The organism is Gemmatimonas sp. (assembly GCF_041689975.1).
Taxonomy (GTDB): Bacteria; Gemmatimonadota; Gemmatimonadetes; order Gemmatimonadales; family Gemmatimonadaceae; genus Gemmatimonas.
In genome coordinates this window covers 1-22,224 of the sequence record NZ_JBDNFF010000324.1, presented here as the reverse complement: position 1 = coordinate 22,224, position 22,224 = coordinate 1, and the positions used below count along the sequence as shown (strand labels likewise).

At 64.4% G+C, this 22,224-nt stretch carries 18 protein-coding genes; 8 read left to right on the top strand and 10 right to left on the bottom strand.

Features of this window, described 5'->3' with window-relative positions; all coding sequences use genetic code 11:
• The 6 genes from ACESNG_RS19495 to ACESNG_RS19470 form a co-directional block, all read right to left on the bottom strand.
• Window positions 1-204, bottom strand: a 204-nt coding sequence (locus tag ACESNG_RS19495) for a hypothetical protein (protein WP_373070444.1), incomplete at its 3' end; no start/stop codon positions are given.
• A 116-nt stretch (window positions 205-320) separates the two neighbouring features.
• Window positions 321-920 (bottom strand): HupE/UreJ family protein, encoded by a 600-nt coding sequence (locus ACESNG_RS19490; RefSeq protein ID WP_373070442.1) that lies wholly within the window; start codon window positions 918-920, stop codon window positions 321-323.
• Window positions 921-1,211 carry a hypothetical protein gene (locus tag ACESNG_RS19485; RefSeq protein ID WP_373061703.1) on the bottom strand — a complete coding sequence of 97 codons (291 nt, stop codon included), beginning with the start codon at window positions 1,209-1,211 and terminating at the stop codon, window positions 921-923.
• Window positions 1,208-2,173 (bottom strand): tetratricopeptide repeat protein, encoded by a 966-nt coding sequence (locus ACESNG_RS19480; RefSeq protein ID WP_373061705.1) that lies wholly within the window; start codon window positions 2,171-2,173, stop codon window positions 1,208-1,210. The genes ACESNG_RS19485 and ACESNG_RS19480 overlap by 4 nt, the downstream gene beginning before the upstream one ends.
• Window positions 2,170-2,730 carry a DUF4331 family protein gene (locus tag ACESNG_RS19475; protein ID WP_373061707.1) on the bottom strand — a complete coding sequence of 187 codons (561 nt, stop codon included), beginning with the start codon at window positions 2,728-2,730 and terminating at the stop codon, window positions 2,170-2,172. Before ACESNG_RS19475 ends, ACESNG_RS19480 begins: the two co-directional genes overlap by 4 nt.
• 32 nt (window positions 2,731-2,762) lie before the next feature.
• Entirely contained in the window at window positions 2,763-3,533 is a 771-nt protein-coding gene (locus ACESNG_RS19470) for a DUF4331 family protein (protein ID WP_373061709.1), read from the bottom strand.
• 86 nt (window positions 3,534-3,619) lie between these two features.
• Between ACESNG_RS19470 and ACESNG_RS19465 the strand changes: the two genes are divergently transcribed.
• The 7 genes from ACESNG_RS19465 (at window position 3,620) to pdeM (ending at window position 15,219) form a co-directional block, all read left to right on the top strand.
• Window positions 3,620-6,199 carry a zinc-dependent metalloprotease gene (locus ACESNG_RS19465; RefSeq protein WP_373061711.1) on the top strand — a complete coding sequence of 860 codons (2,580 nt, stop codon included), beginning with the start codon at window positions 3,620-3,622 and terminating at the stop codon, window positions 6,197-6,199.
• A 144-nt stretch (window positions 6,200-6,343) separates the two neighbouring features.
• Complete coding sequence (locus ACESNG_RS19460; protein ID WP_373070440.1) at window positions 6,344-8,233, top strand: serine/threonine-protein kinase; 1,890 nt, start codon at window positions 6,344-6,346, stop codon at window positions 8,231-8,233.
• Between the two features lie 64 nt (window positions 8,234-8,297).
• Window positions 8,298-9,203, top strand: a complete 906-nt coding sequence (locus ACESNG_RS19455) for a pirin family protein (protein WP_373070438.1) — start codon at window positions 8,298-8,300, stop codon at window positions 9,201-9,203.
• A gap of 171 nt (window positions 9,204-9,374) precedes the next feature.
• On the top strand, window positions 9,375-10,415 hold the full coding sequence (locus ACESNG_RS19450; RefSeq protein WP_373070436.1) for a ligase-associated DNA damage response exonuclease: 1,041 nt from the start codon (window positions 9,375-9,377) through the stop codon (window positions 10,413-10,415).
• Window positions 10,412-11,995 (top strand): ATP-dependent DNA ligase, encoded by a 1,584-nt coding sequence (locus ACESNG_RS19445; RefSeq protein WP_373070434.1) that lies wholly within the window; start codon window positions 10,412-10,414, stop codon window positions 11,993-11,995. Before ACESNG_RS19450 ends, ACESNG_RS19445 begins: the two co-directional genes overlap by 4 nt.
• Window positions 11,992-14,547, top strand: a complete 2,556-nt coding sequence (locus ACESNG_RS19440; protein WP_373070432.1) for a ligase-associated DNA damage response DEXH box helicase — start codon at window positions 11,992-11,994, stop codon at window positions 14,545-14,547. The genes ACESNG_RS19445 and ACESNG_RS19440 overlap by 4 nt, the downstream gene beginning before the upstream one ends.
• Window positions 14,548-15,219, top strand: a complete 672-nt coding sequence (gene pdeM / locus ACESNG_RS19435) for a ligase-associated DNA damage response endonuclease PdeM (RefSeq protein ID WP_373060125.1) — start codon at window positions 14,548-14,550, stop codon at window positions 15,217-15,219.
• A gap of 452 nt (window positions 15,220-15,671) precedes the next feature.
• On the opposite strand, the gene ACESNG_RS19430 is transcribed toward pdeM, so the two are convergent.
• The 4 genes from ACESNG_RS19430 to ACESNG_RS19415 are packed head-to-tail and all read right to left on the bottom strand — an operon-like array spanning window position 15,672 to window position 21,184.
• Window positions 15,672-16,052 carry a hypothetical protein gene (locus ACESNG_RS19430; protein WP_373060123.1) on the bottom strand — a complete coding sequence of 127 codons (381 nt, stop codon included), beginning with the start codon at window positions 16,050-16,052 and terminating at the stop codon, window positions 15,672-15,674.
• Window positions 16,053-16,056: 4 nt separating this feature from the next.
• Window positions 16,057-16,707, bottom strand: coding sequence for a hemolysin III family protein (locus ACESNG_RS19425; RefSeq protein WP_373070430.1), 651 nt, complete (start codon window positions 16,705-16,707; stop codon window positions 16,057-16,059).
• Between the two features lie 41 nt (window positions 16,708-16,748).
• Window positions 16,749-17,978 carry a serine hydrolase domain-containing protein gene (locus tag ACESNG_RS19420; protein ID WP_373060119.1) on the bottom strand — a complete coding sequence of 410 codons (1,230 nt, stop codon included), beginning with the start codon at window positions 17,976-17,978 and terminating at the stop codon, window positions 16,749-16,751.
• Window positions 17,979-18,007: 29 nt separating this feature from the next.
• Entirely contained in the window at window positions 18,008-21,184 is a 3,177-nt protein-coding gene (locus tag ACESNG_RS19415) for a WD40/YVTN/BNR-like repeat-containing protein (protein ID WP_373070428.1), read from the bottom strand.
• Window positions 21,185-21,252: 68 nt separating this feature from the next.
• Between ACESNG_RS19415 and ACESNG_RS19410 the strand changes: the two genes are divergently transcribed.
• A partial coding sequence (locus tag ACESNG_RS19410; RefSeq protein WP_373070426.1) for a VanZ family protein occupies window positions 21,253-22,224 on the top strand: 972 nt, incomplete at its 3' end.

The window sequence follows — 22,224 nt, the reverse complement described above, 5'->3', positions numbered from 1 at the left end:
GCGAAAGCACAGTACGTAGGTGTCCTGCATGCGCTTCACACCGCACGACTGCAGCACGACTTGCACGCCGGCAGCGCTGGCTATGCCCACACGCGCCATAGCGTATGCCACCAGCTCCGGCACGCGCACCGATGAATCAGCCGGAGGCGTCCGCCCGTTGAAACGCGCCACCGACGCCGACAGATCGTCGGCGAACGCCCTCACGGTTAGCGTGTACCCTTGCGCATCAGCGGTGACCGTCGAGTGCGTGGTATGAATGGCATGCGCACGCGCTGGCGATGTCAGACTACAACTGCACAGCAAAAGGACGGCCGCGCGTCTCACCGCGGAAAGCGTTGCCATGCCCACTCCGTCGCAATCAGGGTGACGGTCAGCGACACGACGCACAGTCGTAACGGGAACGGATCGCGCGACGGTACTGCGATGGACAATCCGCGATCGACCAAACGAAATAGCACCGCCGTGGCGGCAAGCACCACAATCTGTCCGGCCTCGATGCCAAGATTGAATCCCAGCAGGGGCACCGCGATCGAATCGAGGAACAAGCTGCGCAGGTATCCCGCGAAGCCGGCGCCGTGCACCAACCCGAACGCCGCCGCGAACAGCACGCGGCGCGTCGAGAACACGCTCTGCGACGCGCGAGTGCGCTGAATGATGTTCTCGATGCCCGTCGCAATGATCGTGAGCGGAATCAGGAACTCGACGAGGCGCGACGGCAGCACCAGCACGTTGGTGACCGCCAATGCCAGGGTAATGGAATGCCCGACTGTGAACGCGCTGATCACCCACAACACCTGTCGCCAGTCTCGGCCGCGATAGATCGCGGCCAGAACCAGTAGAAAAAGTACGTGATCGAACGCGTCGAGGGCCACGATGTGCTGAAAGCCAAGTGCCGCAAAGCTCAGGAGTTCGGAGAGCATTTATCGGCTCGCGAACACGACCAAGGGGGCGCTCGCGATCAACGCCGCGTGCCGGCGGAGCATCGGGTCGGGCGTCTGGAAGCGCAGCGCTTTGGCCATCATAGTCCGTGCCTCCGAGATTCGTCCCGCACGGTACAAAGCCCACGCTGCAAGGTCATAGCCATACACATCCCGGCGCGTCTCCACCTCAGCCAGTGCCCGCGTCAGCACCGCCGCGACTTCCTGTTGCTGATCGAGCAGATGCATACTCCACGCGCGATCGTACGGCCCGCGTTGCGCCGAGGCAATCACGGACAGTGTCTGCGCATATTCCCTCGCCTTGGCGCTTTCACCACGCTGTGTGTAGGCCTTCGACAATAAACCGAGCGTAGCCGGATCGAGACGCACGGCGATCGCTCGCTCCACGCGATGACCGCATCGGGCTTCCGCTGCTGTTCGGCCAGTCGCGCCATGGCGGCCATCAATCGAGGATCTTGATCATCGAGGGCGAGCCCCGCACGATAGGCAGCGGCGGCGTCTCGCGCTCGGTCCGCGCGTAGTTCGAGATCTCCCACCGCCAAGTGAAACCACGCCTTGGGTTCAGTGGACAGATCACGACGGGCGAGCGCCTCATCGCGAGCGTCGTGCAGGACCCGTCGTGCCTTCTCCACGTGATTCGTAAGCTCCAGCCAACGCGCCAGCCGCGACGCGATGGAAAGGCCGGAACGCGCCGTCCACACGGTGTTGAACATGGCCGATGCCGTGGAGTCGTCACCGAGTTCCATCGCGACTTCGCCGAGTAGCGCGCGATACGCCGGCTGCTCGGGTTCCCATTCCACCAAAGTGCTGGCGACATCTTTCGCCTCGGTAAAGCGATGTTGTGCCAGCAGCGTGTTCGTCAAGGTCACGGCAGTCGCGGCATTGCGCCGCGTGCGTGTCGCGAGTGAACGTCGGGCGAGCGTCTCGGCTTCGAGATACTCGTTGAACGATCCACCCTCACGCGCTTTCTGCATGTGCAGCGCTGCCAATTGACCCATGGCGATGGCACTGATCGGATCGGCGGCCAGCGCCTGACCCCAGACTACGATCTGGACGTCGCGCGCTGCGCGCTCAGCTTCACGTGAGGCGGCACGGGACGCCAGCGCTGATGATGTGGCCGCGGTCGTTTTCGGCACGTCGAGATCGACGCCTATTGCGCTGTGGAAGGCAATGCCACCGAGGCCCGCGATCGTGCCACCGATCGCAGTCGTCCACACCATCAACTGGCGATTCATCGTGCGGCTTCGAGGTACGGGAACGTGGTGCCGTACGTCCGCACCGATGTGCTGACGTTGTCCGATGTCAAACCCGCGACGACAGATGTCGCCGGGTCCAGCAGGTTGCCGAACGTCGCCGTAAGACCGGCATCGACCACATCGTCCTTGAGATTGCGACCACCGTAGCCGCTGGCCAGCGCCCAGCTCAGCCAACCTGACGTCGAGGCGGTACGATTCGGGAAGACCATCAGCATGTCGGGCACGAGCACGGCATCGAGAGTATTGCCGATCGTATTGCCACGATTGAAGGCGTCGGTGAACGACTTGATTTTGGTGCGGAAGCCATTCGCGACGTCGGTCGCCGGCGCCGTGGTATTGTGCAGGTCGTGGTCGCGCTTGGCGAAGAACACTTCGCTGACCAGCGGATTGCCGAGACGCTCGACCTGCGAGTACACGCGAACCGTGGTACCATCAGGCCCAGTCATCGTGTTGTCGTTGTCGTCATCGCTGCAGGCCGCGAACAACGGAAGGACCATTGCAACAGCGAATACGCGAGTGGCGAGTGAGCGACGCATGCGCAGAGCTCCGTGGGAATTGAGTGAGATGTTCATCGGCTGATGGTGCCCCAGACACCGAAGCTGGCGGTCGCGGCCGTGTTCGACTGCAACAACGCCTTCGGCAGTTCAATCGCGATCGCGAGCGTGTTGAACGGGCGGAGGAAGTCGATGCCGGGCGTGCGGAACGCAGTGGCCGTGGGCGTAGCTGGTCCCGACAACGGGCCGGTGGACGGGCGTCGATCGGGAATGATGTTGAAGAACTGTTCGAGATCGATCACGAATGGCTCGACGCGCACGCCGGTGAATACTTGCCTCCCAGCCGCGGAGCCTCCTATCGCGCCCACCGTGCCGGTCAGCACGGGACCTGTGGTGATGAGCGCCGACCTCGTGCCGGTCATCGTCGGCGCTACCGGCCCGCGCACCGGATACCGCTGCGCCGCACCTACGCCGCCGTCGAAGGTGACCTGGAAGACTAGGTCTTCGATGGCATCTCCACGGTTATCGACCTTGAGCTGGTACAGCAGGTCCGGGTCGAACGATGCCGTAGTCCCGGCGATCGGACTCGACGTCGTCAGGACGAGCGCGATGCGATCAGCCGACGAGCCGGGAAACGCATACACATCATTGAGGTCCATACGCGGATTCAGTTCGACTTCAGGTGTGTCCTGATGGTCCGATGCGTAGACCACACCGGCCGCCCCGATCGAGCCGACGGCGGCGACCCGTGCGACAACGCGCGTCGCGCGGCGTGAGAGAAAGGAGAAATCCACAGCGAGGTGCATGGAGGGGATCGCGCTGAACGGATCGAGCGATCGGGACACCACTCGCCTCGCGGCGCACGCTCCCCTAAACTTCAGCGGAGCCCGCCGAGTGCGCGGGCCTCCCCTTCCTTTTCCGATCAGGTCCAATGCGCTTTCGCTCCCTCCCGCTGGCCGCGGCAGGGCTCGCGCTCGCAGCGTGTCAGCCGGCCAAGAAGCCGACACCCGCTCCGACGCCTGCCGCTCGCCCCGCCGGCCAGAATGGTACGCCGACCCCCGGTCAGCCCACGCCGGGTCAGCCTCCCGCTGGCGGACTCCCGGCTGGACTCCCTCCCGGACTCGCCGGCCTCGCGGGCGGCGGTGACCCGAACCCGCGCCCGTACGCATCCGTCATCACGCCGAAGGCCAAGACCAAGACGGGTGTGTTCGGCGTGCACCAGGTGGGGTCGCGTCTCTATTTCGAGATCCCCGCCGCTCAAGTGGGCAAGGACTTCGTCATCACGACCGTACTCGCCGGCACGCCCGCAGGTATCGGCATCAACGGCACGCTCGGCCCTGATCGCGTGATTCGCTTCGAGCGCCGCGAGAATCGCGTCCTCATTCGCGACATCAACTTCAATAATATCGCCACCGACAGCACGCTCTCCACGCGTAAGGCCATGGCGTTGATCGAGTTTTATCCGATCATCGCCGCGCTCAACGTGGAAGCGTACGGCAAGGACAGCGCGGCCGTGGTGGAAGTGACGCGGATGTTCACCGGCGGCATCCAGGAGTTCACCGCCGGCGGTCGTCGCGCCACCGTCGACGCCTCACGGTCGTACATCGACAAGTTTTCGGCGTTCACGCGCAATGTGAATGTCACCGCCACGCAGACGTTCACGGCGATCGGTGGCGCCGGTGGCCTGCCGGGGATCCCGGGGCTCAATCTCGGAGGCGGCAGCGCCACGACCGAAGCGTATACCTTCTCGCTGGTGCGCTTGCCGGACGATCCCATGATGCCGCGCATGCTCGATGCGCGCGTCGGATACTTCGGCGAGACGAAGACGGACTTCGGGTCGGCCGAACAGCGCGTACTGCCGCGTCGCTACATCGCGCGCTGGCGTCTCGAATGCTCCGACCAGAAGGTCGGGAATCTGTGCGCCCCGAAGAAGCCGATCACGTACTACGTCGACCCGGCCACGCCCGCGTGGCTGATCCCGTGGGTCCGTGCCGGTATCGAAGAGTGGCAGCCCGCCTTCGAGCAGGCCGGCTTTGCCAAGGGCATCGTGGCCGGCACGGCGCCGAACGATCCCGATTTCTCTGGCGAAGACGCGTCGGTCGCGATGGTGCGCTGGCTCCCGTCGCCGGTGGCCAACGCCGTCGGGCCGAGCACCACCGATCCGCGCACCGGCGAGATCATCGACGCCGACGTCCAGATGTACCACAACATCATGGACCTCCAGCGCAACTGGTACTTCACGCAGGTGGGACACCTCGACAAGCGCGCGCAGACGTTCCCGTTCCCCGATTCGCTGATGGGACGGCTCGTACAGTTCGTCGTGGCGCACGAAGTCGGCCACACCCTCGGCTTCCCGCACAACTTCAAGGGCAGCTCGATGTACCCCGTCGATTCCATCCGCAGCAAGACGTGGGTGGCGAAGATGGGCCATTCGCCGTCGATCATGGACTACGCGCGCTTCAACTACATCGCGCAGCCGGAAGACGGCATCGCCCTCGGCGATCTCGTGCCCAAAGTCGGTCCGTACGACACGTACGCCGTGATGTGGGGCTACAAGCCCATCGCGGGTGCGAAGACGTCGGACGACGAAAAGAAGACGCTCGATGAGTGGGCGCGCATGCAGGACTCCATCCCGTGGTACCGCTTCGCCAGCGATGGCGGCGCCGGTGGCGCGGATCCGGGTGAGCAGTCGGAAGCCATCGGTGACGCCGACGCCGTGCGCTCCACACGCCTCGGCTTCAAGAACCTCGAGCGTATCGTGAACCTCGTGGTGCCGGCCTCCACGACGGATAAGACCGCCGACTACTCGTTGCTGCGAGCCACGTACGGCGCGGTGCTCGGGCAGTGGGCCACCGAAGCCAACCACGTCACCAAGATCGTGGGTGGCCAGAACAAGCAGGAAAAGGCCGTCAGCCAGGGTGGTCCGGTGTGGACGCCGGTGCCGCGGGCGCGTCAGAAGGAAGCCGTCGCGTTCCTCAACGCGGCCGTGTTCAGCACGCCCACCGCGATGATCAAGACGGACATCCTGTCCAAGCTCGAGTCGGACGGTAACATCAATCGCATCACCGGCGCGCAAGGTCGCGTGCTCGGTGCCCTCGTGGCCAACGCGAAGCTCCAGCGCATGGTGGAGTACGAAGCGCTCGCCGCGAACAAGAGCAGCGTGTACACGCTGGGCGAGATGCTCACCGATCTCCGTCGTGGTCTCTGGAAGGAGATCTACGCCGGAGCACCGATCGACGCCTACCGTCGTCGCCTGCAGGCCACGTATCTCGAAGCGATGGCGTCCAAGATCAAGCCGCCCGCTCCGAGCCCGCAGGAAGCGGCGCTCGCCGCCGCCTTTGGTCAGGCCATCGTGAACACGCGCGATTTCCGCCCCTTGCTCAAGGACGAAATGCGTACGCTCGATCGAGAGCTGGTAGCGGCCGTTGGGCGCTCCAGTGACCGCACCACGCGCGCGCACCTGCTGGACGCGCGTGATCAGATCAAGGCGATGCTCGACACCGACAAGTAGTTCGTCGTCGACCTTGGTCGAAGAGCTGTAGGTCGAAACGGGGCGGTCGCGCAGAGAGAGTGTGGCCGCCCCGTTGGCAGGAGTTCGCAATGCTTCGCACCGAGTGTGTAACCGGCGCCATCGCGCCTACGTAAATTTCCCCATATGTCATTGCACGCTGATTCCGCCCCCGGCGAGGTCGCCCCGGTCCGATCCGCCCTGCGCGGCCAGTACGAAATCCAGCGGGAGCTCGGGCGCGGCGGCATGGGCATCGTGTTGCTGGCGCGCGACGAACGGCTCGACCGGCTGGTCGCCCTCAAGGTGCTGCCCCCGCAATTCGCCGAGCAGGCGGAGACCAAGGAGCGGTTTCTGCGTGAGGCGCGGATGGCGGCGCAGCTGTCGCATCCGAACATCGTGCCGGTGTACCGGGCCGACGAGATCAACGGCTTCGCCTTCTTCGCAATGGGCTTCGTGGACGGTGAGACGCTGGGCGAGCGGATCCGCGATCGCGGCGCGCTGCCCGCCGCCGATGTGGTCCGGGTGCTGCGCGAAGTCGCTTGGGCGCTGGCCTATGCGCACGCCCGCGGCATCGTGCACCGGGACGTGAAGCCCGACAACATTCTCATTGAACGCGGCACGGGCCGGTCGGTCGTCACCGACTTCGGTATCGCCCGCTCCGACTTCAACCCGTCGCTCACGCAGGACGGGCACGTACTGGGCACCGTCCATTTCATGAGCCCCGAACAGGCCAGCGGCGAACCGCTCGATGGCCGCAGCGACCTGTATGCGCTGGGGTGTATCGGCTTCCTCGCACTCAGTGGACGGCTGCCTTTTGAAGGTTCTGCGCCGCAGGCGATTCTGGTGGCTCACGCCACCAAGGAGCCACCGTCGCTCCGATCGGTGGCGCCGTCGGTGCCGCCGACACTGGCCGCCGTGATCGATCAGTGCCTGCGCAAACGGGCCGACGAACGTTTTGCCAACGGCGAAGAGCTGGCCGATGCGTTGGGGAAGGCGCTCGACGCTGTGGAAAGCGCGGCCCGCGACGACACCGGGCAGACCGCGCTCTCCAGCGACGAGGCGATGCTGGTATGGCGGCGAGCCGCTGAATTGCAGGCAGAGGCGGCGGCTCGGTTGGAGTCCCGCATGCGGGCGGTGAGCGGCACGAAGGAGCTGGGCACGACGTCGATGGCGCCAGTCGACATGCAAAATAATGCGACAGCGTCTGATCAGCGAGACGGCACTGTTACGCCCCTTCAGACAGACGCCTACCGATTGCGTGACGTCGAGGCGGCGGCGATGGAAGCGGGCATCTCGCAGCGCTACGTCGCGCTCGCCCTCGACGAGCTCCGGGCATCCCCGAACGCCATTCAGCGCGCGCAGCCGATGCCCCAATGGAAGGAAACGCTGGCCACACGCCTGTTCGGTACCACCCAAAGAACGCTGTCCGTGACCAGACGCTACGCCGCGTCACCTCGCGCGGTTCTTCAAGTGTTGGGTCGATCTTTGCAGGGAGCACCGTGGTCGCTGTCGCTACGCGACACACTAGGCGGACACCCTCTCGATGGTGGCGTATTAGTGTTTGATCTTCCTGCGATGTTAGACGGCAACTATAAGTGGACGTGGACCCGCTACGGTCTGTACGTCCCTGAACTTCGCGTGTCACTTTCTGCTGCGCCGGGGACCGCGAAAGCCTGCGAAGTCACCATCCAAGTCGATCTGCGCAAAGGGTTGATGCCCAACATCGCCGGGTACGGCATGATAGCCAGCGGCGGCGGTGCCTTCGGCGGTCTCGTCGGTGCCGTGATCGGAAAGAAGGCCTTACTGCTCGCTGGTGCCGCGATCGGCGGCCCGGCACTGGTCGGCGCCCTGCTTACCGGTGTCGCGTTGCTGGCATGCGCTGGACCGCTGTACCGCTGGGAGATCCGGAAAACTGAAGGTGAGCTACAGGCTGCGTTGGCCGCCATCGATGTCGCCATGCGCTCGATCGACATCTTCGGCGATGCTTCACCGCCGCCGCGGCAAGGCAGCTCGGGCGTGGAGATGTTCGGCTTCTAAAGAGCCGCTTCCATTCTCTCATTACTGAGATACATTACAGGTATCCCAACTCCGAGCGCATTCGATGTCCATCCGACCCGTCAATAGAATCGTGCAGGCCCAACCCACCATGGAAGGCGCAGGCGTGCACCTGCACCGAGCCTTCGGATTCGGCGAAACGTCCGAGACCGACCCGTTTCTGCTGTTCGACGATTTCCGGAACGACGTGCCTCGGCAGTACCAAGCGGGCTTCCCGTGGCACCCGCATCGCGGCATCGAAACGATCACTTACGTGCTCGCCGGCAACGTCGAACACGCCGACTCGCTGGGCAATCGCGGCATGCTGGGCGCCGGTGATGTGCAGTGGATGACCGCCGGCAGCGGCATCGTGCACCACGAGATGCCCCAAGGTGATGCGCAGGGCCGCATGCACGGATTCCAGCTATGGGCCAATCTGCCGTCGTCGCTCAAGATGACCGCGCCCCGCTATCAGGATGTGCAGTCGAAGGAGATCGCCGAGATCGTGGACGACGACGGTACCACCGTGCGCGTGATCTGCGGCGAGTTCTGGGGCAAGCGTGGTCCGGTAGACGGCATTGCCGCCGATCCCTGCTATCTCGATGTGTTCGTCCCTGCCGGGCGCACCAAGTCGCTGCCCGTAGACGCCTACCGCAGCACCTTCGCCTACATCTTCGAGGGCACCGGAACGTTCCGTCATGCCTCCGACCCCATGGGCGTGCTCACAGAACGCACCGCCGGCAACGACGATGACCTGGTGCGGGACATGTCCGGCAATCGTTCGCTGGTGCTCTTCGACAGTGGCGACGAGGTCGTGGTGCAGGCCGGCGAGGAAGGCATACGCTTCCTCCTAGTCTCCGGCGCGCCGATCAAGGAGCCCGTGGCATGGCACGGTCCGATCGTGATGAATACCCAAGCGGAGCTGCAAGTCGCCATGCGCGAACTGCAGACGGGAACCTTCATCAAGCATTAAAACATCGCCGATCCATCGGCGATCCTCCGCCGCTACCCACAACCCACAACCCACAACCCACAACCCGCTACCCATGGCCCATGGCCCACGGGTTTTACGGCCACGGCCGTAACGCGACCAGTGTGCCACAGCGCGGGAACCTCGTCGCGCGGTCGGACACTCAAGTAGTTCATGTCCCTGCTGACCGAGACTGCGCGCGGACTCTACTGTGCCGCGGCCGACTGCTATATCGACCCATGGGCCCCGGTCCCGCGTGCGCTCATTACGCATGCCCACGGCGATCACCTCACCTGGGGCTGCGAGCGCTACCTCATCGCGCGCGATGGAGACGGCGTCACGCGCGAGCGACTCGGCGCGTGGGCGGCAGGCCTCGAATCGATCGCCTATGGCGAACGGCGGTACATCAATGGCGTAGCGGTCTCCTTTCATCCTGCTGGCCATATTCTCGGATCGGCGCAGATCCGCCTCGAACATCAGGGCGAAGTCTGGGTCGTCTCGGGCGACTACAAAACCGACCCCGATCCCACGTGCGCCGCATGGGAGCCCGTGCGCTGCCACACATTCATCACCGAAAGTACGTTCGGTCTGCCGATTTACCGATGGCCATCGCAGCAGCGCGTGTTCGCCGACATCAACGCGTGGTGGGCGCAGAACGCGAATGACGGGCACGTCTCGTTGCTATACGGCTACGCGCTGGGGAAAGCCCAGCGCATGTTGGCAGGTCTCGACCCGTCCATCGGACCGATCCTCACGCACGGCGCCGTGGAGCGCATGACGCAAGTGTATCGCGACAGCGGCATCGCCATGCCGAGCACCACCTACGCCCTCACCGCCGCCAAGTCGTCGGCGACGTCGCGCGCGATCGTGGTCGCGCCACCGAGCGCCGACGGATCCACCTGGGCGCGCCGATTCGGTAGTACGCGCGCCGCTTTTGCGAGCGGATGGATGCAGGTGCGTGGAGCGCGGCGTCGACGTGGTGTCGACAAGGGATTCACGCTCAGTGATCACGTGGATTGGCCGCAGCTGCTGAGCGCCGTTGAAGCCACGGGCGCCGAGCGCGTGTGGGTAACGCATGGATTCACGGGCCCCGTGGTGAAGTGGCTCACCGATCACGGCCTCGACGCGCGGGCCATCGCCACCCGATACCAAGGCGAGCGCGACGATGCCGATGCCGATGCAGCGATCGAACCACCGGCAAACGTCACACCGTGAAACATTTCGCCGCGCTGTACGACGCCATCGATGCCACCACCGCGACCAGTGAGAAGGTCGCGGCGCTGGTCGCCTATTTTCGCGAGGCTCCGGCTCACGATGCAGCATGGGCAGTCTCGTTCCTCGTCGGCCGGCGACCGAAGCGATTGGTCCGCACACCGGATTTGCGCGCGTGGGCGGCCCTCGCCGCCGATGTACCAGCCTGGCTCTTCGAAGAGTGCTACGCGCAGGCGGGCGACTTGGCCGAAACGATTTCGCTGCTGGTGCCGGAGAGCGACGCCAGTGACGATCACGCCCTCGCGTGGTGGGTGATGGACCGGCTGCTCCCCCTCGCCGGGATGGCGCCCGACGCGCAGCGTATTGCTCTGCTGCACGCGTGGCAGCAACTCTATGGCACGTCGCGGTTCCTCTTCAACAAGCTGCTCACGGGGTCGTTTCGCGTGGGAGTATCCGACGGTCTCGTGGTGCGCGCGCTCGCGCAGGTGAGTGGCATCACCGCCGAATCGATTACGCATCGTCTCATGGGGCAGTGGGAGCCGAGCGCGGCGTGGTACACGCAGCTGATTGCCACTGAAACGACCGACGCCGACTGGAGTCGGCCGTACCCGTTCTACCTCGCCTATCCGCTCGAGGCCGAACTGGCATCGCTCGGCGCTCCCAACGAGTGGCAACTCGAGTGGAAATGGGATGGCATCCGGGCGCAGCTGGTACGTCGTCGGGGACGCACATTCCTGTGGAGCCGTGGTGAAGAGCTGCTGGCCGATCGCTTCCCCGAAGTCGAGGTGAGTGCGGAGTGGTTACCCGATGGCACCGTGCTCGATGGTGAACTGCTGGCCTGGCGCGATGGCGCACCACTGCCGTTCAGTGAACTGCAGCGGCGCATCGGTCGGAAAACGGTAGGCAAGAAGCTGCTGGCGGATGTCCCGTGTCATTTGCTGGTGTACGACTGTCTCGAGTACCACGGCGCCGACGTTCGTGAGCAACCCATGCACGAGCGACGCGTGATGGCCGAGGCGATCGTGACGCGGCTACCGGGCGGTGCAGCGATTGGATTGTCTCCGGTGCTTGATATTGTGTCGTGGCAGGACGCGCACGAGGCGCGTGCTCGCTCGCGTACCATGACGGCTGAAGGACTGATGCTGAAGCGCCGCGCTTCGCCGTACGGCGTAGGGCGAAAGGTCGGCGACTGGTGGAAATGGAAGGTCAATCCACTCACGGTCGATGCCGTACTGGTGTACGCGCAGGCGGGTCACGGTCGGCGCGCCGGCCTCTACACCGACTATACGTTCGCAATCTGGGATGGCGATGCGCTGGTATCGTTCGCCAAAGCGTACTCCGGACTGACCGACGCCCAGATCCGCGAGGTGGATGCGTTCATTCGTCGCAACACGGTCGAGAAGTTCGGACCGGTACGCACGGTGAAGCCGGAACTCGTGTTTGAACTCGCCTTCGAGGGGATTCAGCGGAGCACGCGCCACAAGAGTGGCATCGCGGTACGCTTTCCGCGCATGGTCCGCTGGCGCCGTGACAAGCCGGCCAGCGAGGCGGATACCTTGGATACGGTAAAGGCGTTGCTGTGAGTGACGCCATGGATGTGGCGCGGTCGCGCGTCGATGCGTGGTTCGCCTCGCGTGGATGGAGCGCGTTCGACTTCCAACGTGAGGTATGGAGTGCGTACGCAGGCGGCGAGTCCGGCCTGATTCACGCAGCCACCGGTACCGGCAAGACGTACGCAGCGTTTGTGGGGCCCGTGCTCGAAGCGCTGGCGGAGCCAGCGCAACCGCGTGCCATGCGGCAACCCGCCATGCGGAAGCGCAGCGATGGTGCACCGTTGCGTGTACTGTGGATCACGCCACTGCGTGCCTTGGCGGCAGACACCGAGCAGGCACTACGCGAGCCCATCGAAGCGCTGGGACTGCCCTGGACGGTGGAGTCGCGCACCGGTGATACGACGGCCGCAACCCGTGCGCGGCAGCGCACGCGACTGCCGACGGCGCTCGTCACCACGCCGGAATCGCTGTCGCTGCTGCTGTGCCGGAAGGATCACGAGGCGATCTTCGCCGATGTGCGCTGCGTCGTGGTCGACGAGTGGCACGAGCTGCTCTCCACCAAGCGCGGCGTGCAGGTGGAACTCGCACTGGCGCGATTGCGACGAGTCTGTCCGAAGCTGCGCACGTGGGGCGTGTCCGCGACGCTTGGCAATCTCGATACGGCCGCCGACACGTTGCTCGGAATAGGTGCCGGTGAACAGTCATCACCGCGGCGTCTGGTGCGCGGTGCGGTGCCGAAGGACACGCACGTGGAGGCACTCACTCCGGAAACCATGGACCGCTTTCCGTGGGCTGGCCATCTGAATACGAAACTGCTTCCTGAAGTCATGCAGCGATTGGAAGCGGCGCAGAGCGCGATCGTATTCACGAACACGCGTTCGCAGTGCGAAATCTGGTTTCAATCCATCATTGCCGCGAACCCGACCTGGTTCGAGTTCACCGCCATTCACCACGGCTCGCTGTCGCGCGCGCAGCGCGAAGATGTTGAAGACGGCCTCAAAACCGGACGTTATCGCGTGGTGGTGGCGACCAGCTCGCTCGATCTCGGCGTGGACTTCTCCCCGGTGGATCTGGTCATGCAGATCGGCAGCCCGAAGGGCGTCGCGCGTCTGATGCAGCGCGCGGGCCGATCGGGACACGCCCCGGGACGAGCGTCGCGCATTGTCTGCGTGCCGACGCATGCCTTCGAGCTGGTGGAAGTAGCAGCTGCTCGGGATGCGATCGCCGCGGGCTCGATCGAGAGTCGCGATCCGCTCGATCGCCCTCTCGATCTGCTGGCGCAGCATCTCGTCACGCTTGCCCTGGGTGGCGGCTTCACGCGAGACGACGTGCTGCGTGAGCTTCGAAGCACGCGCGCCTACCGGCTACTCACCGAGCAGGAGCTCGACTGGGTCATCGATTTTGTCACCCGTGGCGGCGATGCGCTGAAAGCGTATCCGGAATATGCCCGCGTGCAGCTCGTGAACGAGCGCTACGAGGTGACTGACAAACGGGTGGCACTGCGGCATGTGCTCAACATCGGCACCATCGTCAGCGACGCCGCTATCGCGGTGCGCTACTTGAAAGGTGGTCGACTCGGCACGGTCGAAGAGAGCTTCGTGTCACGCCTCTCGCCCGGGGACAAGTTCATCTTCGCCGGTACGCCGTTGGAGTTCGTGCGATTGCGCGACCTGACGGCTTGGGTGCGCAGAGCGAAGGGCATCTCAGGTGCGATTCCTCGCTGGCAAGGCGCGCGCATGCCGCTCAGCACCGAACTCTCCCACGCGGTGCGCCTCAAGCTCGAGGAGGCGCGACAGGGCGTGTTCAATGGCCACGAAATGGAGGCGGTCAAGCCTGTACTCATGCTGCAGGCCGCACGTAGCATTATCCCTCGCCCCGATGAACTCCTCATCGAGCGCTGTGAAACGCGAGACGGTCATCACCTCTTCGTCTATCCGTTCGAGGGGCGTCTGGTGCACGAGGGGCTCGCTGCGCTCTTCGCCTATCGCATGGCGCAACTGGCCCCGTCCACGTTCTCGTTTTCGTGCAACGACTATGGCTTCGAATTGCTCACCGCAGAGCCGGCGCCACTGGAAGAAGCGCTGGAGTCTGGGCTGCTGGCCACGGAGCATCTGCTGCACGATATCACGCAGAGTCTGAACGCCGCCGAGCTGGCGCGACGGCAGTTCCGGGAGATCGCGCGAGTGGCAGGCTTGATCTTTGGCGGCTATCCAGGGCAGTCGAAGTCCGTCAAACAGATGCAGGCCTCGAGTAGTCTCCTGTATGATGTCTTCGTGAACTACGATCCCGACAACCTCTTGATTCGCCAAGCACGCCGCGAAGTGCTGGAGCGACAGCTCGAGTCGGGCCGACTCGGTCGCGTGCTCGCGCGGCTCTCACAGAGCACGGTGCGCGTCGTCGATGTGGAACGTCCCACGCCGCTCGCGTTCCCGTTACTCGTGGATTCCACCAGATCCCGTGTGACGTCCGAGAAGCTTGCCGATCGTGTGCGCCGTATGACGGTCTCGGCCGAGAAGTCCACGCGCTCGGGAAATGCCATGGAGTTTCGCACGCACGATGGTCGTGCTACGCGACTACGCTGAGTGACCACTTCCGTGATACCGACTGGCGCACTCACGCTTACCGTTGCCGACGAATTGCTGGTATTGCTCGCCGATCGCGCGCTTTGGCTGCCCGCGCGCCGCGCGGTGATCGTGGCGGACCTGCACTGGGGCAAAGCCGCCGCCTTTCGCGCCGCGTTCGTACCGGTGCCCACGGGTACGACGGGACGCGATCTCACTCGACTCTCCAAGGTGCTGCGCGAAACCAGCGCCGAGTCACTTATCGTGCTCGGCGATCTGCTGCACGCTCGGGCTGGCCGACACACCGATACCTTGGGAGCGATCGCTGAATGGCGCGACCAGCATCGCGCGGTAGCCATCACACTGGTGCGCGGCAATCACGACGCGCACGCCGGCGACCCGCCATCGTCGCTCGGCATCACCTGTGTCGATGCACCTCTACCGATCGGTCCGTTCATCGGGGTGCATGAACCCGAAACTGACCCTGCGGGCTACGTGCTGTCAGGCCACCTACACCCGTGCGTCTCCGTACGAGGCCGAGGCCGTCAGCACGCGCGCCTCCCTGCCTTCGTCTTCGGCCCCAACGTCGGCGTGCTTCCCGCGTTCTCGAGCTTTACCGGGACAGGAATGTACGAACCGGTGCCGCACGATCGGCTGTTCGTGATCGCCGATGGCGAGGTGATCGCGGTGTGAACCACGCCGGCGATCGTAGCGCAAGCAGAGCAGATCCGTGTTGTTACAGTGAAATCCGTAGCATCCGTGTGCCGGCTGTTCACGAGCTGTCCAGTTCCACCACCACCTGCCGAGCGGCACGATCGCACCAGCTGGAACGCGGATATCGCGGATTGCACGGAAAAAACACGGATAAGCCGTGCAGTGTCGGGAACGGCTGCCGATCGAGCCAGCGAGATCGTTCTTTGTTGTTCAACAACAAACAGCCAGAACGCCGCCGAGCCGACGGTGATTGTCGCACGATCGGAGCAGATCCGTGTTGTTGCGGTGTAATCCGCGGTATCCGTGTTCCGGCTATTCTCGACCCGGCCGCCCATTCGGCCGCCTGCCGATCCGCGCGATCGCTACGGCCGGAACACGGAGACAACGGATTACACAGAAAAGCACCGATAAGCCGTGCGATGGACCCCCGTTCAGCGGCGAATTGCGATCCGCCAGACCCACCACATCAGCAGTGGCTGCAACGGCAGTCGGACCCACAGCCCGGCGATGTACCCGACCGACGCATTCGCGGCCCGTGCCTGATTCAGCATGTGGACGTTCGCCGGCAGAACGGCCGCCAGCAGGGCAATCAATCCCCACGCGGCAGCAACACGCGTGGCAGGAACGAGCAATCCGATCGCACCAGCGATTTCGAAAACGCCGCTAACGTACGTAGCCAGACGCGCGTTCGGCACCCATGGTGGCACGATGCGATCGAAGACGCCCGGCATCACGAAGTGCAGGATGCCGGAGCTGAGGAAAACCACTGCCGGACCGAGTACGGCCCACGGGATCACGCGCGCGGAGCGCAAGGCTTCATCGCGCCGGCGCTGCGTACCAGAGCACGGCGAAGTAATGGCAGAGGCTGCCGCCCATCACGAACAGGTGCCAGACCGGGTGCGTCCAGGCGCGACGACGGTCGACATAGAAAATCACGCCGCCGGTGTAGCACAGCCCACCGGCTACCAAGAGCATCAACCCCGCCGACTCCATCGACGCCATCAGCGGCTTGATGGCAATGATGATCACCCAGCCCATCGCCACATAAATGGCCGTCGACAATTTCGCCATCGCACCGCTGCCGAAGACCACCTTGAACAGCACACCGAGTGCGGCCAGCGTCCACACGATGCCGAACAAGGTCCAGCCCCAGGTGCCACGCAGCACGCCAAGCGTGAACGGCGTGTAGGTGCCGGCAATGAGCAGGTAAATGGCGGCGTGATCGACCACGCGTAGCCGCTGCTTGATCCTAGGGTGCGGGATGGCGTGGTACAGCGTACTCGCCGCGTAGAGGGCGATCAGGGTGGCACCGAACACGCTGGCGCCGATCACGGTAAGCCGCTCACCGCGGTCGAGCGCGGCAAGCACCAGGATGGGCATCCCGATGAGACTGAGCACGAGGCCAACGCCGTGTGTCACGGCGTTGGCCAACTCCTCGCGGACACTGACGACTCGATCGGTAGCCATAACCTGAAATTTAATCGAGTCGGTGGGCGAATAGGCGTGACCTACTTGGCCGGCGCGAGCGAACTCAGCAGGCGTTCCACGAAGCCATTCACCGACGCATTCGTGTCGATCCAGCGCACCACTGCAACAACATCATTGACCGGATCCACGTAGATGATGTTATTGCCGGCTCCGACGTGTACGAATGCCTGCGCCGGTGCTGCCGGTACATACTTGCGATCAGAGTTCACGAACCAGTTCATGTAGCCGTAGGTCGGTTGCGCCGGTGTCGGCGTGAGCGCCTTCACGATCCACGCTTCGGAGAGCAGCTGCTTGCCGCCCCACACACCGCGGCGCTGCGTGAGCAGACCGAAGCGCGCCATATCCCAGGCATTGATCATCATGCCGCCACCCCAGTGGCCGCCACCGCTTACCGACTGCACCAGCTTGCCGTCGAGCACGATCCACGAGTTGTCATAGCCGTACCAGCGCCACGTGTTCGACGCACCGATCGGCTCCATGATCCGGGTCCGCAAGATCTCCGGCAGCGGCTCGCGCCACACCTGCAGCGCCGCCAGCGCCAGCGCATTCACGCGCGTATCGTTGTACTCGTAGGCCGTGCCCGGCTCCACACGCGCACGCGTGGTCCACGTGTTCACCTGCGGCGACGGGCGATCGGCCCACTCCGGCTTGCCCCACAACGTGCCTTCCCAGTCGCTCACCTGACGCAGCAAGTGATTCCAGGTGAGCCGCCTGTTGTGCGGACTGTCGAACGGACGTAGCCACTTGGCATCACCCGGCCAGTCGGCACCGAGGCCCGTGCCGTTGGGGTAGGCGCGCAAGATCGGCGGCATCACCTGTGACACCGTGTCGTCCACACTGCGAATGCGACCCGCATCGAAGGCCAGTCCCACCACCGTGCTCAGGAAACTCTTGGTCACGCTGTTCGCGATCTCAACCGCGTTCGGATCACCCCAACTAGCCACCACGTACCCTTTCCGCACGACCACACCCGTCGCGCCACCGCGCGGCGCCAACGGTCCGATCGCGGCCCCGAAGGGCTCGCGACCGAAGGTCTGATAGTGATTGAGTTCGAGATCGCGCGGTGTCTTGCTCTCCTTCTCGATCGCGTACGCGATCGCCTCCGCCAGCTTCACCGAGTCCATCCCCATCGCGCTCGGCGATCGACGCTCCCACGCCCCCGCCGGCGGCACATACGGCGGCGGCGCCACACGCCCCTTCTGCGCCGCCAGTGGCATCGCCAGCCCACCCATCAGCGTCCCAACACTCAAAACTCGAAACCCAGAACTCATAACTGCTGTCATGCAATCGGTCCTTTCTTCTTTGCGACGCCGATCACGCCCGGCACGTTGCTCTTCTGCAGCAGTGCGTTAAACGCGTTCACGTCCACCGTTTCCACCTGCTCCACCTCGGCCTTGAGTGTCTGCCACATCTTCTCGAGCGCGACCAGGCGATCTCTCACCGGCTGCGTGAGTTCGCTGTTGCCCTCCACCTGACCGAGCAGGAAGCCGAACTGGCCGTTGATCCCGTTCGCGTAGTTGATGATGTCCTGCCCGTTCCCGGCCTTGGTCGTCATGCGCGGATCGAGCTTGCCCAGCTTATCGGTGAGCATGCGGCCCGCCTTGGCAATCGTATCCGGTGCGCTCGTTTCCCTGGCGCGCATCACGTAGCCCTGCACCTGTGCCTTCAGATCGCGCACACGCAGCACGGCTTCATGAATCTCGTTGATCCGGTTCGAGAGCAGATTCGCCACCGAATCACGTTCGGCCACCACACGTGCTGGCACGTCGAGCCGCGGATCCTGCTTCACCTCGAGCTTCTGCGTGAGCACCGTGCTGCCCATCGTGAGACGCACCGTGTACACGCCCGGCACCACGCGTGCACCACCGTCGCCCGGCGCCCCGAACAGCAGCACGCCAGCGAGGCGAGCGGGTGCGGCACGACGCAAGTTCCAGTTGAACGTGTTGAGCCCCGGCTTCACGGTGAGCTTGTTCACCGAGTCGCCTTTCGTCGCGAACGAGCGCACCACCATGTTCTTCGCATCCACGAACTCGAGCAGCAACGAGGTGGCCGTATCGGGCGCCGCCGCCACGCGGAAATTCACCACCGCACCGAACGGCGGATTCTTGCCGGCACTGCGCGGCGTCCCGAAGCCGCCGCCGCCGGCCAACATGGCGGCGCGGGGTGCGTACAGATGCACCGCAGCTTTTTCGATCGCATCGGCGCGCTGACGCAACACCGAAAGGTCATCGAGAATCCAGAACGCACGCCCTTCGGTGGCTGCGATCAGATCGCCGTGCTTCACCTGCAGGTCCGTCACCGGTACCACGGGAAAATTGCCGCGGAATGGCAGCCACTGCGCACCGGCATCGTACGACACGTACACGCCCGTTTCCGTCCCCGCATACAACAGTCCCTTCCGCTCGGTATCCTCACGCACCACACGCACCGGCTCACCGTCGCGCAAGCCATTCACGATACGCGTGAACGTCGCGCCGTAATCCTTCGACACGAAGATGTGCGGCGTCGGATCGCCCATGCGATCCTTGCGGAATGACACGTAGAGCGTGCCCGCATCGTGCGGCGAGATGGCGATCTCGTTCACCAGCCCATCACCCCAGGCCGGCGGCGTGACATTCGTCCACGTCTTGGCGCCGTCACGCGTCCGCTGAATCAGACCATCGTCTGTGCCCACGTACATCGTGTTCGCATCGTGCGGCGACTCTTCGATCACGACAATGGTGGCGTACACTTCGCCGCCGGCGCCTTCGTTGGTGATCGGACCACCGCCCCAGCCCTGACGCGTCTTGTCGTTGCGCGTGAGATCACCCGAGATCGGCGTCCAGCTCTGCCCGCGCGTCGTGGTCTTGAACAGCACGTTGCCGCCATGATACACGATCTTGTCGTCGTGCATCGACACTTCGATCGGCGCCGTCCAGTTGAAGCGATACTTCGTCTTGTCGGTGGGCTCGGTGAGGTTCATCTCGGGCCACGGCATGATCGTGCGCGACAAACCGTTCGTCGCGTCCATCTCGTCGATGAGTCCTTGATAACAGCCGCCGTACACGTAGCGCGGATTCTTCGCGCTCACGCCCATGTTGGCACTCTCGCAGCCGGGGCCTTCCGTCCAATCGCGAATGCCGATACTTCCCCCCTCGCTCCGCGACTGGATGATCACCGAGCTGTTGTCCTGCTGTCCGCCGTACAGCTTGTACGGGAAGCCGTCGTCGACGGCCACGTGGTAGAACTGTGACGTGGGCTGGTTGTCCTGCGTGCTCCAGCTCTTGCCACCATCGAGCGAAATCGACGCGCCGCCATCGTTGGCGTTGATCAGGTAGTTCGGATTGGTCGGGTTGATCCACAATTGGTGATTGTCGCCATGCGTAGCCGATACGCTGGCAAACGTGCGGCCGCCGTCAATCGACTTCATCACCGGCGCGTTCATCACCCACACCACATCGGCGTTCTTCGGATCGGCGGTGATGTACATGTAGTACCACGAACGCGTCTGAATCAGACGGTCGCCCGACATCTGCCGCCAGGTCTTGCCGGCATCATCACTGCGAAACAGACCACCGTTCTCCGCTTCCACGATCGCGAACACCCGATCGGAATTGGCCGGCGACACCGACACACCGATCTTGCCCACCAGCTTCGGCAGTCCTTCCTGGCTACGCTTCCACGTGTCGCCACCGTCCACTGATTTCCAGATGCCGCTGCCGGCGCCACCACTGCGCACCATCCACGGCGTGCGCTGATGATCCCAGAACGCCGCGTACATGATGCGCGGATTGGTAGCGTCTATCGACAGGTCGCTCGCGCCGCTGAAGGCGTTCTCGCCCTTCAACAGCTGCGTCCACGTCTTGCCGCCATCGGTCGTGCGATAAATGCCGCGGTCACTCGTGCCCTTCCAGCGATCGCCCTGTACCGCGACGTGCACCACGTCGGGATTACTCGGGTGTACGCGTACCGCCGAAATCTGCCGGGAGCTGGCGAGTCCGATATGGGTCCAGGTGCGGCCCTGATCGGTGCTCTTGTATATCCCGTCGCCATAAGTGGACGACTGACCACGGATGGCGTGCTCACCCATGCCCACATAAATCACGTTCTCGTCGCTGGGTGCCACCGCGATCGCGCCCACCGACCCCGTCTTGAAGAACCCGTCGGAGATGTTGCGCCAGCTGTTGCCCGCGTCGTCGGTGCGCCACAACCCACCGCCGGTGTAGCCGGCGAAGTACGTCAGCGGCTGCGACGGTACACCCACGGCGGCCACCGAGCGGCCCCCGCGGAACGGGCCGATGTTGCGCCACGAGAGCGCGGTGAAGGTGGTCGAGTCGAGCGCCGACAGTCCGGCGGAGGGTCCGGAAGCAGCGCGCGACGTCTGTGCGCCGGCGACCGACGGAACGACCACGGTCTGAAGCAGGACGCCGCAGGCGAGCGGAGTCAGAAGTGCGGAGAAACCCATCGAAAAACGCATCGGGGAACGCCTGGCAGGGGTGGAAGATGGACCATAAAAAGCTACCACCTGCCTATACTCCCCGGAGCATGCTTGCACCTCGCTTCCGCTTCCGGCGTACCGCCGACTTCACCGCTCTCCGTCTCGGACGGGCGGTGCTCGGCTACCTCGCCTTGATCACGTCGATCATTACCGTGGCGCCGTTCCGCTTTCAGTGGATACCGGCGCACGGCCTGACCACCATCTGGAACTGGTCAGACCTGATCATGAACGTGCTGATGTTCGTGCCGTTCGGCTTCGTGTATCAGCTCACGCGGCCTCGTGGCGCGCCGCCCGACTGGCCACGGGTCGTGCTGCTCGGCGCCGCCCTCAGTGGCGGCATCGAGACGCTGCAGCTCTTCGAGCCCACGCGTTACACGTCGCTGCTGGACCTGGCCACCAACACTGCCGGCGCGGCAATCGGCGCCTGGATTTTTGCCAGGCTGGCACGGCGCCTGGAAGACGACACCGCTGTGCAGTCGCTGGCCCTCGAGCAGCCGCTCATGGGGCTGGTGTATCAACTCATTCCCCTGTGCTGGCTGATCGGACTGGGCAGCGAAGGCGGAGCCCGTCGGATCTTCGTGCTGCCCGTGGCCGCTTTCGCCGGTGCGATTCTGGGCACCGTACACGCCGCGTATCTCGCGCCCGAGCGGCATCAGGAGCGGCGATGGCTGGTCGCAATGGCGCTGGGTTGGGTGATCGTGTCCGTAGTCCCCGGTGCACGCGGTGACATCGACCTGATCTGCGCCGGTGCAACGCTCACCGTCGGGATCGCGCTACTGCGCAGCATCGCCACTACCCGCGACCGCGCCGTCGATACGCATCGTCGCTTCGAACTGCCTACACTGCGGCTCGTCCTGCCGCTGTTCGCAGCGTATCTGGCGCTCTCGTCGCTCTGGCCGCTGGATGCGGTCACGCCTGTATGGCATTGGATCGTGGCGCTGGCGCCTTCGCAGGTGGAGATGTCGCAACCGGCGATGTACCGCCTGCTCGAGCACGTAGCCGCGTTCACGCTTTTGGGG